Origin of the sequence: Lysobacter niastensis (assembly GCF_015453285.1) — a bacterium.
Lineage (GTDB): Bacteria > Pseudomonadota > Gammaproteobacteria > Xanthomonadales > Xanthomonadaceae > Lysobacter_J > Lysobacter_J niastensis.
Genome location: NZ_JADLZT010000003.1, coordinates 118,134 through 130,800 on the forward strand (window position 1 = coordinate 118,134; position 12,667 = coordinate 130,800).

Below are 12,667 nucleotides of genomic sequence, written 5' to 3' on the forward strand. Positions count from 1 at the left end.
CACGCGACGGCGTAAAATCCCATTGAAATGAACGCCATCGCCATCCCCGCCAGCCCCTTCCCGATCGAAACCAGCGCCACCGACGCGCAGGTCGCGATCCGCGACGAGTTCGCTTTCTTCGGCGACTGGTCCGAGCGCTATCAGTACCTGATCGATCTCGGCCGCAAGCTTCCCGACCTGCCGGCCGAGTGGAAGACCGAGGAGCATCGCCTGCACGGTTGCCAGTCGATGGTATGGATCGTCGCCGAGGGCGGCCGCGACCGGCTCGACTTCCATGCGATCAGCGACTCGGCCATCGTCTCCGGCCTGATCTACTTGGCGCTGCGCGTGTACTCCGGCCGCAGCGCCGCCGAGATCGCGCGCACCGACGCCGACTACATCGCCGACATCGGCCTGGCCAGGCATCTCTCGCCGACCCGCAGCAACGGCCTCGCCGCGCTGCTGGGCTTCATCCGCGACCAGGCCCAGCGCCACCTGTGAGCCAGCCCGCGGCCGAAGCCCCGGGCGTCTCGGCGCTGCTGCACAACCGCGGCTTCGTCGGCCTGCTGGTCTACCGTCTGCTGGCGATGCTGTCGTACCAGATCGTCGCGGTGACGGTCGGATGGCACGTTTACGAACTCACCCGCGATGCGCTCGCGCTGGGCCTGATCGGCCTGGCCGAGGTCATCCCGTACTTCTGCTTCGCGCTGTTTGCCGGTTATGCGGTCGACCACCTGCCTCGCCGCAAGCTCGGCATGGCGGCCTGCATCGGCCTGCTGGTGACGACGCTGACGCTTGCGGCGGTCGCCGGTGGCGTATTGCCCGCCGGCTTCGGCGGCTTCGGCACGCTCACCATCTATGCCGCCATCGCAGTCAACGGCGTGGTACGTGCGTTCCTCGCGCCGGTCTACATGTCGCTCTTCGCGCGCGTGCTCAAGCGCGAGCAGTTCGCACGCGGCGCCGGCGTCAGCAGCGTGGTGATGCAGAGCGGTCTGGTGCTGGGTCCGGCGATGGGCGGCCTGCTGGTGGCCTGGGGCGGCAAGACCTCGGCCTACCTGGTCGCGGCCGGCTTCGCCGCCGCCGCGGCCATCGCGGTCATCAGCCTGCGCGTCACCGAGCCACCGATGCCCTCCGAGCGCGCGCCCGTGTTCAAGAGCATCGGCGAAGGCCTGCGCTTCGTCTTCAATACCCAGGTCGTGCTCGGCGCGCAGGCATTGGACATGTTCTCGGTGCTGTTCGGTGGCGCGGTCGCGCTGTTGCCGGCGTTCATCAACGAGATCCTGCACTACGGGCCGGAGGCGCTCGGACTGCTGCGCGCCGCACCAGCGGCCGGTGCGGTACTCGTCGGCGTTTACCTGGCGCGGCACCCCCTTCAGCGCAATGCCGGACGGATCCTGCTGTTCGCGGTGGCCGGCTTCGGACTTTGCATCATCGGCTTCGCCCTGTCGCGGCAACTGTGGCTGTCGGCGCTGCTGCTGATGATGTCGGGCATGTGCGATGGCGTATCGGTGGTGGTGCGCTCGACCATCCTGCAACTGGCCACGCCCGACCACATGCGTGGGCGGGTGTCGTCGATCAACGGCATCTTCATCGGGTCGTCGAACGAACTGGGCGCATTCGAATCCGGCGTCGCGGCGCGCCTGCTCGGCCTGGTGCCCTCGGTGATCTTCGGCGGCTGCATGACGCTGGCCGTGGTCGGCATCACAGCGCGGCTGGCCCCGAAACTGCGGCGCCTGGACCTGCGCGAACTGCACTGAGCGTTCAGCCGCGCCCGTGTTGCCAGGCTTCGTACAAGCCGGCCTCGCCGTCCGGCATCAGTATGCGCACCGGGAGCGATTGCTGTTGCGGCGGACGCGCCATCTGTGCGTAGACCGCGGCGGTCGACAGTCCGTAGGGCTCGCCCTCCTCGTTGGAGTAGGCGTAGTACACCGCCTCGATGCCACACAGGTGCATCGCCGCCAGGCACATCGGGCACGGGTGGCCGCTGGCGTAGATCACGCAGCCGTCCAGGCGGGGGCTGCCCAGGGCGCGGGCGGCCTCGCGGATCGCGAGCAATTCCGCGTGCGCGGTCGGGTCGCCCGTCTCGTGGATGCGGTTGACGGCCCGCGCGATCACTTCACCGTCGCGCACCAGCACCGCGCCGAACGGCCTGCCGCCGGCGTCGATGTTGGCGCGGGCAAGCGCGATAGCCTCGCGCATCAACTCCGGCGCGTCCGTTGGGAAGGGCATGTCGGCGATTCCGCGATGGCCAGCGAATAGCATGCCTCCATGCGCGGCACGCCGCCCGCCGGTTCCTGTCCATTGGCGCCATGAACGAAAAAGCCCGGCCGTAGCCGGGCTTCAGCCCCCGCAGGGGGCGATTCGGGCGGGGTCCGGGCCATGCCCGGAACCTTCAGTCGCCCATCTGCTTCTGCAGGTGCTCCCACCGCTCTTGCGCATCGATCGTGCGCTCGGCGGTGAGGCGGGCCTCCAGGCGTTCCAGGCCGATTTCTTCGCCGGTATCGACGCAGTAGCCATAGTCGCCGGAGTCGACGCGCTTGAGCGTGCTGTCGATCTTGCTGATCAGCTTGCGGTAGCGGTCACGGGTGCGCAGTTCGAGCGAGTTCTCTGTCTCGCGGGTCGCGCGCTCGGCTTCGTCGCCGACGTCGCGGACTTCGTCCTTGAGGTTCTCGATGGTCTGCTTGGACTCCTCGACCAGGTCCGCGCGCCAATGCAGCAGGCGCTGGCGGAAATATTCGAGCTGGAGCGGGCTCATGTACTCCTCGTCCACCGTCGGGCGGTAGCCCTCCGGGACGATCGGACGCCCACTGGAATCGGATTTGTACGGCACGACCTTTACCTTGCCTTTCGGCGCCGGTGCCTGCGGCTTGGCCGCGATGGCGACCGCGACCTTGCCGGCCGGGCGCGGGGTCGCCGCAGGTTTTGCGGTGGAACTGACGGCTGCGGCTTTCTGCGCAGGTACCTTGCTGGGAACAGTTTGAGTCACGGAATTCTTTGCGGTTGCGGGAGTACTGGCTTCGGCCGCTACCGGTGCTGTCTTGGTGGCAGGACGAGGCGCGGGCTTCTTGACTACGGACGGCTTGGTGTCAGCCGGCTTGCTGACCGGTTCCGACGCCTTCGCGACCGGCGCCTTGGCGGCGACGGGCTTGGGTGCCGGTACCTGCTTCGCAGGAGCCTGCTTGACGGGAACTGACTTGGCGGCAGCCGGCTTGGCAGGAGCCGCCTTCTGGGCGACGACCTTCTTCACCGGAGCTGCTTTCTTTGCAACGGGTTTTGCGGCGGCGACCGGCTTCTTCGCAACCGGCTTCTTGGCGACCGCAGCCTTCTTCGCGGCCACCGGCTTCTTGGCAACGGCCTTCTTCGCCGCCGGCTTCACCGGCGCCTTCTTGGCGACCGGCTTCTTGGCCGCAACCTTCTTGACGGCAGCCTTCTTGGCTACCGGCTTCTTGGTCACGGCCTTCTTTGCGGCCGACTTGCTGGGAGCCGACTTGGCGGCGGCCTTCTTGACGGCCTTGGCGGCCTTCTTGACGGGTTTTTTCACTGCCACGAGTGAGATGTCCTTCTGTTCCCTTGTGACGGGAAAGCGCGCTGTTATACCCTGCCCCGGGCAACGGCGGCAACCGCACCACAAGTGATTGTCCGCATTAAGGAATCGTGATCGACCGTCTGCTCATCGTCCTGCTTCGCGCCTACAAGCGGTGGCTCAGTCCGCTGCTCGGTCCGCGCTGCCGCTTCCATCCCACCTGCTCCGTTTATGCGATGCAGGCGATCGCGCGTTTCGGCGCGATCAAGGGTAGTTGGCTGGCCGTGAGGCGAGTGTTGCGCTGCCACCCCCTTCACCCCGGCGGGTACGATCCCGTGCCCGGCGACGACTCACACGGAAAGAGCCCATGTCATCGACACTGATCGTCAACGCCCGCCTGGTCAACGAGGGTCGCGAGTTCGACGGAGACCTGCGCATCGAGGACGGACGCATCGCGCAGATCGGCAGCGGGCTGAAGGCGCGCGCGAACGAGGATGTCGTCGACGCCGCGGGCTGCCGGTTGCTGCCGGGCATGATCGACGACCAGGTCCACTTCCGCGAACCCGGCCTGGAGTACAAGGCCGACATGGCGACCGAGTCGGCAGCCGCGGTCGCCGGCGGCCTCACCACCTTCATGGACATGCCCAACACCAGCCCGCCGACGCTCAACGCGGCGGCGCTGGAGGACAAGTACCGCCGAGCGACCGGCCGCGCCTGGGGCAACTTCGGCTTCTACATGGGCGCCAGCAACGACAACCTCGCGGACATCCAGTCGCTGGACCCGCGCAGCGCGCCCGGCATCAAGGTGTTCATGGGCGCCTCGACCGGCAACATGCTGGTCGACAACCCCGACATCCTCGACGGCATCTTCCGCGACGCGCCCACGCCGATCATCACGCACTGCGAAGACACGCCGATGATCGACGCCGAGCTGGCGCGCTACAAGGCGCAGTACGGCGACGACATCCCGGCGGCCTGCCACCCCGACATCCGCTCGCGCGAAGCGTGCATGAAGTCGACGCAGCTGGCGCTGTCGCTGGCGCGCAGGCACGACTCGCGGCTGCACGTGCTGCACATCAGCACCGCCGACGAGCTCGCCCTGTTCGAGCGCGGTCCGCTGGTGCGCGCCGACGGCAGCCGCAAGCGCATCACCGCCGAAACCTGCGTGCATTTCCTGCGCTTCGACCGCGCCGACTACGAGCGGCTGGGCCACCTGATCAAGTGCAACCCGGCGATCAAGGACGCCGGTGACCGCGAGGCGCTGATCGCCGCGCTGGCGGAGGACGTCATCGACGTGCTGGCCACCGACCACGCACCGCACACGCTGGAGGAAAAGGCGCGCCCCTATACCTCCGCGCCGAGCGGCCTGCCCCTGGTCCAGTACGCACTGGTGGCGGCACTGGAACTGGTGCACGAAGGCCGCCTGACCACCGCCCAGGTGGTGCAGAAGTTCGCGCATGCCCCGGCCCAGCTGTTCGACGTCGAAGGACGCGGCTTCCTGCGCGAGGGCTACGCCGCCGACCTGGTGCTGGTCGAGGACACGCCCTTCACGGTGCAGCGCGAGGACGTGCTCTCCAAGTGCGGCTGGTCGCCGTTCGAGGGCACGACGTTCCATTCCCGCATCGCCTCGACCTGGGTCAATGGCGTGCTCGCGTGGAACGGACGGCAGCTCGTCGGCGCACCCGCCGGCCAGCGACTGGCCTTCGCGCGTTGAGGACGGAGTTGAGGCTGGCGTTGCCGGCCGCGCTGGCGCTGGCCGCATTGACTGCCTGCTCCGCGGCCCCTGCTCGCGAGAGCGTTGCGCCGAACTCATCCGTGGTACCTGCGGACACGCGCATCGTCTTCCCAACCTCGGTGCAGCAGGGAGCGCTGGTGATCGGCAAGGTGCCGCCGGGAAGCAGCGTCCGTTACCGCGGCCGGAACCTGCGCCCTACCCCTTATGGCTCGGTGGTATTCGGAGTCGGGCGCGACGAGAGCGGTCCGGCCAGCGTCGAGGTTACCTTCCCGGGCGGCCAGGCACAGACGCTTGAAGTGGCGGTCACGCCGCGCGACTGGCCGGTGGAGAAGATCGATGGCGTCCCACCTGCGACGGTCGAACCGCCGCCGGACATCGCCGCCCGCATCGAACGCGAACAGGCGCAGGTCAGTGCGGCGCGGGAACGCGACGACGACCGTGCGGACTTTGCCCAGGCGTTCGTCTGGCCGGTGCAGGGACGCATCAGCGGCCGCTTCGGCAACCAGCGCGTCTACAACGGCACGCCGAAATCGCCGCACTCCGGCATGGACATCGCCGCGCCCAACGGCACGGCGGTGCAGGCGCCGGCCAGCGGCATCGTCACCTTCGCCTCGCCCGACCTGTACCTGACCGGCGGCACGCTGCTGCTCGACCACGGCCACGGCGTCAGCTCGAACTTCCTGCACCTCTCGCGCATCGACGTGAAGGTGGGCGACCGCGTGAACCAGGGCCAGATCATCGGTGCCGTCGGCGCCACTGGACGCGCGACCGGACCGCACCTGCATTGGGGGATGAACTGGTTCGACGTGCGGATCGATCCGCTGCTGGTGCTCGAACGTGGGAAGTAACCACCTTTAGTTCACCGTCAGCACGCGCTGCGGCGCGTTCGTCACTGCCGCAGCTGTGTTTCCACACGGCGCGGAGCGACGTGCAGATCGGTCACGCCGTCGCGACAGCGTGACCGCTGCTGACGCGATTGCGCCCCGCGGCCTTGCTCGCGTACAGCGCGCCGTCGGCGCGCTCGATCAGTGCGGACATGCCCTCGCCCTGCCGCAACTCCGCGACGCCAATACTGAGGCTCGCTTCGAACAGGCCGCCATCGATCGACAGCGGCCGGCTGTCGATGGCCGAGCGCAGGTTCTCGGCGACGCCCATGGCTTCGCCCAGCCCGGTATCGGGCAGTATCACCAGGATCTCATCGCCGCCGTAGCGGCCGCACATGTCGTAGACGCGCAGGCGATTGCGCGCACGCAGCACGATGATGCGCAGGAACTCGTCGCCCACGCGATGACCGTGCTGGTCGTTGATCTGCTTGAAGCGATCGATGTCGAAGAACACGATCGACAGCCGCCGGCGTTGCGCGTGGGCATCGTCGATGGCATCACGCAGGCGCTCCTCGATCGCCACGCGAGACAGCGCGCCGGTGAGCTTGTCGTAGGTCGCCATCTGGCTGGCGCGGTCGCGATCGCGGCGCAACTGCTGCATCTTGTCGGTCAGGCCGACCATCAGCACCAGTCCGGCACCGGCGAAACTGGCCGGAAAGGCGTACTGCATCCACGGCGAAACCGGCCACCACTCCTGCAGCTCGCCTACGCGCCACACCGCCAGCGCGAACATCGGCAGCCACGACAGCAGCACGAAGAAGGCCGAGCGCTGGCGTTCGATGCAGCCGACCACGCTGGCCAGGAACAGTGTGCCGGTGACCACCAGCAGGACCAGATTGGCGATGCCGCCGACCATCTCCGATGGCGTCGCCAGCGAAACCAGCAGCAGGAGGCCCATCGCCGCGCTGCAGACTTCCACGAGACGCATCAGCCGTGGCTGCCGCTCGCTGAGATTCAGGTAGAACGCGAGGAAGTGCGTGCTCGCCAGCAGCGCGATCAGCCCGAGCAGGCGTCCGATGCGCGGGTCGCTTCCGATCAGGTCCGCCAGCACGGGCGACATGCGCAGCTCGCCGCCGGTCAACGACAGGTAGCCGATCTGCGCGATCAGCGTGAGCAGCAGGTAGGTATAGCTGGTCTCGCCCACGCCGACCCGGAACCCGACGGCCAGGAACGCCAGTACCGCCATTGTCGCGAGCACCGCCGTGCGCAAGGCGACATGGGTGAGGTCCTTTCGATGCACGTCCGCCATCGATTCGACGCTGACGGGCATCGGCAGCGTGGTCGGTGCGCGAACCCGCAGGTAGATCGGTTCGCCGGCGACCACGCCACGGGGCAGCGCGACCACCAGCGCCCGCGTGGATACCGCATCGTCGGCGGCGGGCCCGTACAACGCGCGGCGCACTGGCAGCGGCTCGCCGGGCGTCCAGACCTCGGCCTCGTTCAAGTAGGGCGCCATCAGCAGCAGTTGCGGGTCGTCCGCAGCCGGTATGTCCCGCGTGGCCACCAGCCGCCACCAGCGCGGCTGGCGGCTGGTCTCGAAGATGGTCTGGCCTTCGACGTCGCTGAACTGGTTGTCGAGAGCGCCGGTCAGGACTTCTGCAGGAACGGGATCGGCGTCGAGCCTGGCCACGCGGAAATCCTGCGCCGGCGCCGAGGCCGCCAACAGAATTCCGACCAGAAAACAGATGGCCCGCCCCGTCCGTCCCAAGGGTTCCCCCAACCCGTCGCGGCACTGCGCAGCGCCCCGAGCATAGCCCAGGTCATGTCGACCAAGTAAATAGGCCGTTCCGGAGGGTTACTCCCGGGCGCCGGTACCGCTCACCCGGGCGACCGCGTCGTGGGCGTGCAGGCTCTCGAAGTGCGACACCTGCGCATCGAAGCGCTCGATGCGCGGATCGGCCGAGAGCGCGGATGCGACGCGGCGGGCGGCGTCCTCGCAGAACATCAGGTTCTCGGCGTTGAGGCGGGCAAAAGCCTGTTCGTCCTCGCGCTTGACCGCCGTCTGCACCGGCGTGCCCAACGTCCGCTCCACGGCATCGATCAGCGCCGACAGGGGCAGTTCGTCGAAGGCCGGGCGCAGCTCGACGCGGATGTCGGCGCGGCTGCGCTGGGCGTGCGGCGTCGCCGCGAGGCCGCGCTCGGACGCCAGCCAGTCACTGACCACCGCCGCCGACAGCGGCCGGGCCGCGGCGAAATCCTCGGCGAAGCGTTCGGCGTTGAGCTGGCGCGACAGTGCAGCGGACGCCGGACAGGTACTGGAATATTCGACCGCGAAACGCAGCGCCAGGTGCAGGTGCCCTTCGCGCAGCGTGGCTTCGATCTCGACCGGATAGCGCTTCCAGCCGGCGTTGTCGCTGGCGAGTGCCTGGCGCAGCAGCAACTGCTCGTAACGCACCACCAGCCGCGACGCGGTGGAGATGCCGCCCTGGTTGTCGATGAGGGTCTGCAGCACCCGGCGCAGGCCAGCCGGCGTGACGGTCTCGCTGGCGAAAGCGCCCTGCAGCTGCAGGTACATGCGCGACATATGGATGCCGCGGGTGTCGGCATCCTTCAGGTCGACCGACACGTCGACGGAAGCCGCGACCGTGATCGCCTCGCCCTCGCCCGTCGCCACGCGCAGCGGCAGGGCCACGTTCGACATGCCGACCCAGTCGAGCGGCCGCGCGGCGGCGGCGGCGTCGAAGGCCACATCGGGAAGATGGCGCGGAGTGCTGGAAGGAGTGCTCACGTCGGTATCGGTTCGGCGCGTGGGGGACGCAACGGACGGCCATTGTAGCGGCCCGCCCGGACCGGGCCCCCTGCGGCCCTGCAACAGTCAGTTTCGGGGGTTCGCCTTGGATCAGCGTGCGCTGCGCCAGGCGGTCAGCAGCGTCGCCCAGGGCGGCAGCGGCAGGCCTGCATCGCCGCGGCTGAGGCGCTGGCGGGCCAAGGCCGACCAGATCCGCCGTGGCCGGGCGCCGGCGAGGGCTGGCCAATGCGCCAGGAGCTCGCCGTTCCAGGCCCGTCTAGGGCCGTGGTCGCCGGCAACCGCCAGCAGGCCCAGCGGTACCGCCGACTCGCCCATCTGCGCCAGGCGTGCATGCAGCAGGCCGGCGGTGACGGCCGGAATCGCGGGTTCGAACGGTGCTTCGAACAGGACGGCCTCGGTCGCGGCCACCGCGCGCGCGAACGGCTGCAGCGCGGCCACCGCGTCCGCGCGGTCGCGCGGACGTTCCCGGCTCTCGCGCAGTGCAGGCAACGCCGAAGCCAGTTGTGCCCACGGTGCCGGCTGGCGCTGCAACGCGGCGCCGAGGGGATGGCGGCGACGACCCAGGGCCCAGCCCTGCAGTTCCTCTCCCCACCAGGCCAGCTTGGCTTCGCCCGGGCGCGCGTCGCTTCCGCCCCAGGCGGCGTCGGTCAGTTCCTGCAGCAGCGAGGCCCAGGCCAGTGCGATGGGACGCTGCGCCGCAGGCACGAACACCTGCGCCACGGCCCACTCCGGCCAGCGCGCGCGCCATTTGTCGACGAAGCTTTCCAGCGCCTCGTCGTGGTCGTGCGCTGCGAACTGCGTTTCGGCCATGGTCATGCCGTCGCCGGCCAGGCTTCGGGCGCGGCCAGCGCTTCGGGGGTCTCGATCATGACGTCGCCCTGCCAGGCGAACGGATCGTCTTCGGTCAGTCGATAGCCCCACAGGGCGACCACCGACGGCATGCCCGCGGCGCGCGCGGCGAGGATGTCGCGCTCGTCGTCGCCGACATAGATGCACTGCTGTGGCGCCACGCCGATGCGCTCGGCCGCCACCGTCAGCGGCAGCGGATGCGGCTTGCGCTCCGGCAACGTGTCGCCGCCGATCAGCACCGCGCAGCGCTGCTCCCAGCCCAGCAGCGGAATCAGCTGCTGCGCGAGGTACTCGGGCTTGTTGGTGACGATGCCCCATGTGCATCCCGCGGCTTCCAGCGCGGACAGCATCGTCTCGATGCCTTCGAACGGCGTGCCGTGGCGTCCCAGCTCGCGCTGGTAATGGTCGAGGAACTCGGGGATCCACGCCTCGCGCTCGGCCGCCTCTACCTGCGGGAACGCCGCGGCCACCATCGCCCGCGCGCCCTTGGAGACATGGGGACGCAACGCCTCCAGCGGCATGCCGGACTGTCCACGGGCGGAACGCATCGCATTGACCGCAGCGAGCATGTCGGGCGCGCTGTCGAGCAGCGTGCCATCGAGGTCGAACAGGACCGCCTTCGGAAACGCCATCGTCCTGCTCACGCCTGCGCCTTGATCGCGCATGCCAGGTAGTTCACGTCGGTGCGGCCGATCACGCGTGCGCTGTTGCGCCACGGTTCGTACATCAGGCCACTGACGTCCTCCAGATGCAGACCAGCCGCACGCAACCAGGCCGCCAGTTCCGACGGCTTGATGAAGTCGCGGTACTGGTGCGTGCCCTTGGGCAGGATGCGGGCGACGTACTCGGCGCCGACGATCGCCAGTGCGAACGCCGCCGGGGTGCGGTTGAGCGTGGACAGGAACAGTCGGCCGCCCGGCTTCAGCAGCGATGCGCAGGCGCGGATCACCGAGCCCGGATCGGGCACATGCTCCAGCATCTCCATGCAGGTGATCGCGTCGAACTCGCCGGGCATCTCAGCCGCCAGCGACTCCACCGACTGCAGCCGGTAATCGACCTTCACGCCGCTCTCCAGGCCGTGCAGGCGGGCCACCTTCACCAGTTCCGGCGCGAGGTCGAGCGCGGTCACCTGCGCGCCTTCGGCGGCCATCGCTTCGCTCAGCAGACCGGCGCCACACCCCACGTCCAGCACGCGCGTGCCTTTCAGCGGCGTGCGGCCGGCGACGTAACCCAGGCGTGCCGGGTTGAGCGCGTGCAGCGCCTTCTGCGGGCCTTCCGGGTCCCACCAGCGCTGCGCCAGCGCACCGAACTTGTCGAGCTCGGCCTGGCTGTAGTTGTCGTTGTTGTTCGAAACGGGGGCGCCGGTCATCAATCGCTCTCTCTCAGGTCATCGCCCCGTAACGCCGGGACGTGCAACACCATCACGAAATCCGGATCGCGGCGATGCGGTCGCGCCACTGCCGTGCATTGGCGACCAGCGCGGCGGTATCCATGTCCACCAGAACGCGATTGCTCAGCTTCGCCTGGCCGGCGATCCACACATCGCTGACCTGGTGCCTGCCGGTCGCATAGATCAGCTGCGAGATGACGTGGTGCAGCGGCTGTGTCTCCAGCTGGCCGAGATCGACGCAGACCAGGTCGGCCTGCTTGCCGGCTTCGATCGAGCCGATCTTCGTTTCGAAGCCGAGCGCACGCGCGCCGCCCATCGTCGCCGCCTGCAGCGCGCTGGCAGCATCGAACGCGGAGGCGTCCTGGGCCACGGCCTTGGCGAGCAGCGCGGCGGTACGTGTCTCGCCGAACATGTCCAGGTCGTTGTTGCTGGCGCAGCCGTCCGTGCCGATGGCGATATTGACGCCCGCCTTCTGCAGCTTGCCGACCGGGCAGAAGCCCGAGGCCAGCTTGAGATTGGACTCCGGGCAGTGCACGACGCTGACGCCGCGCTGCGCGCACAGCTCGATTTCGGCGTGGGTCAGCTGGGTCATGTGCACCGCGATCAGGCGGTCGTTGACCAGCCCGAGCCGGTCCAGGCGCGCGAGCGGACGCTGGCCCAGCTTGTCGTGCGACTCGGTGACCTCGTGTGCGGTCTCGTGGGTGTGCAGGTGCACCGGCACATCGAGCTGGTCGGCGAGCATGCGGATGCGCTCGAAGTTCGCGTCCGACACCGTGTACGGCGCGTGCGGCGCGAAAGTCGTCGCGATCAGCGGATCGTCGCGCCACTGGTCGTGCACTTCACCGGCACGATCGAAGTATTCGTCCGACGAACTCGCCCAGGCGGTCGGGAAGTCGATCACCGGCAGGCCGACACGCGCGCGGAATCCATGCTTCTTGTAGACAGCGGCCTGGACGTCGGGGAAGAAGTAGTTCTCGCTGGCGCAGGTGGTGCCACCGCGCAGCATTTCGGCGATCGCCAGCGTGATGCCGTCGGCGACGAACTCCGGCCCGATCACCGCACCCTCGACTGGCCAGATGTGGCCCTGCAGCCACTCCATCAGCGGCAGGTCGTCGGCGATGCCGCGCAGCAGCGTCATCGGGTTGTGGGTGTGGGCGTTGACCAAGCCCGGGATCAGCGCCGCGTCGGGACGCGAGACCGTCTCGGTGGCGACGAAGCGTGCGCGTGCCTCGCGGGTCGGCAGCAGCGCGACGATCGCGCCGTCCTTCACGGCGACGGCGTGATCCTCCAGGACCACGCCGTGCGGTTCGACCGGAACCACCCAGCCGGCTTCGATCAAGAGGTCGCAGGACTGGGGGTGGGAGTCGGTCGTCATGGGCTTCCTGGTCCGTCATCCCGGCGAACGCCGGGATCCACTTTGACTTTACGGCTTTCGCGACAGGCATCGCGGCAAGTACTGGGATCCCATCTTGCCTTAGCCGTTTGGACCGGAATAAGACAACGCAACGGCCGAAGCTAGAAGCAACAGCAACATGGATCCCGGGGTTCGCCGGGATGA

At 68.7% G+C, this 12,667-nt stretch carries 13 protein-coding genes; 5 read left to right on the forward strand and 8 right to left on the reverse strand.

Annotated elements, in window-relative coordinates; all coding sequences use genetic code 11:
* The first annotated feature begins 27 nt into the window (after nucleotides 1-27).
* Nucleotides 28-480, forward strand: a complete 453-nt coding sequence (locus IU514_RS05605; RefSeq protein ID WP_228760521.1) for a SufE family protein — start codon at nucleotides 28-30, stop codon at nucleotides 478-480.
* On the forward strand, nucleotides 477-1,736 hold the full coding sequence (locus IU514_RS05610) for an MFS transporter (protein ID WP_194930119.1): 1,260 nt from the start codon (nucleotides 477-479) through the stop codon (nucleotides 1,734-1,736). The genes IU514_RS05605 and IU514_RS05610 overlap by 4 nt, the downstream gene beginning before the upstream one ends.
* Before the next feature lie 4 nt (nucleotides 1,737-1,740).
* Here IU514_RS05610 and IU514_RS05615 read toward each other — a convergent pair whose 3' ends face one another.
* A complete protein-coding gene (locus IU514_RS05615; RefSeq protein WP_228760522.1) occupies nucleotides 1,741-2,208 on the reverse strand; it encodes a nucleoside deaminase in 468 nt (155 codons plus the stop codon).
* A gap of 163 nt (nucleotides 2,209-2,371) precedes the next feature.
* On the reverse strand, nucleotides 2,372-3,526 hold the full coding sequence (dksA, locus tag IU514_RS19080) for an RNA polymerase-binding protein DksA (protein WP_194930120.1): 1,155 nt from the start codon (nucleotides 3,524-3,526) through the stop codon (nucleotides 2,372-2,374).
* Nucleotides 3,527-3,633: 107 nt separating this feature from the next.
* Here dksA and yidD point away from each other — a divergent pair, with 107 nt between their 5' ends.
* The 3 genes from yidD to IU514_RS05635 are packed head-to-tail and all read left to right on the forward strand — an operon-like array spanning nucleotide 3,634 to nucleotide 6,085.
* Nucleotides 3,634-3,885, forward strand: a complete 252-nt coding sequence (gene yidD, locus IU514_RS05625; RefSeq protein ID WP_194930121.1) for a membrane protein insertion efficiency factor YidD — start codon at nucleotides 3,634-3,636, stop codon at nucleotides 3,883-3,885.
* Nucleotides 3,870-5,216, forward strand: a complete 1,347-nt coding sequence (locus tag IU514_RS05630; protein ID WP_194930122.1) for a dihydroorotase — start codon at nucleotides 3,870-3,872, stop codon at nucleotides 5,214-5,216. The genes yidD and IU514_RS05630 overlap by 16 nt, the downstream gene beginning before the upstream one ends.
* An 8-nt stretch (nucleotides 5,217-5,224) precedes the next feature.
* Nucleotides 5,225-6,085 (forward strand): M23 family metallopeptidase, encoded by an 861-nt coding sequence (locus IU514_RS05635; RefSeq protein ID WP_194930123.1) that lies wholly within the window; start codon nucleotides 5,225-5,227, stop codon nucleotides 6,083-6,085.
* A gap of 91 nt (nucleotides 6,086-6,176) precedes the next feature.
* Here IU514_RS05635 and IU514_RS05640 read toward each other — a convergent pair whose 3' ends face one another.
* The 6 genes from IU514_RS05640 to IU514_RS05665 all read right to left on the reverse strand — a co-directional run bounded on the left by IU514_RS05640 (nucleotide 6,177) and on the right by IU514_RS05665 (nucleotide 12,484).
* A complete protein-coding gene (locus IU514_RS05640; protein ID WP_194930124.1) occupies nucleotides 6,177-7,751 on the reverse strand; it encodes a GGDEF domain-containing protein in 1,575 nt (524 codons plus the stop codon).
* A gap of 165 nt (nucleotides 7,752-7,916) precedes the next feature.
* A complete protein-coding gene (folE2, locus tag IU514_RS05645) occupies nucleotides 7,917-8,849 on the reverse strand; it encodes a GTP cyclohydrolase FolE2 (RefSeq protein ID WP_194930125.1) in 933 nt (310 codons plus the stop codon).
* Between the two features lie 111 nt (nucleotides 8,850-8,960).
* Nucleotides 8,961-9,686, reverse strand: coding sequence for a phytoene/squalene synthase family protein (locus IU514_RS05650; RefSeq protein WP_194930126.1), 726 nt, complete (start codon nucleotides 9,684-9,686; stop codon nucleotides 8,961-8,963).
* Complete coding sequence (locus tag IU514_RS05655; RefSeq protein ID WP_194930468.1) at nucleotides 9,683-10,351, reverse strand: phosphoglycolate phosphatase; 669 nt, start codon at nucleotides 10,349-10,351, stop codon at nucleotides 9,683-9,685. Before IU514_RS05655 ends, IU514_RS05650 begins: the two co-directional genes overlap by 4 nt.
* An 8-nt stretch (nucleotides 10,352-10,359) precedes the next feature.
* On the reverse strand, nucleotides 10,360-11,088 hold the full coding sequence (gene ubiG, locus IU514_RS05660) for a bifunctional 2-polyprenyl-6-hydroxyphenol methylase/3-demethylubiquinol 3-O-methyltransferase UbiG (RefSeq protein ID WP_194930127.1): 729 nt from the start codon (nucleotides 11,086-11,088) through the stop codon (nucleotides 10,360-10,362).
* Nucleotides 11,089-11,140: 52 nt separating this feature from the next.
* Nucleotides 11,141-12,484: a TRZ/ATZ family hydrolase gene (locus tag IU514_RS05665; protein WP_194930128.1), complete on the reverse strand. Its 1,344-nt coding sequence runs from the start codon at nucleotides 12,482-12,484 to the stop codon at nucleotides 11,141-11,143.
* Between the last annotated feature and the right edge of the window lie 183 nt (nucleotides 12,485-12,667).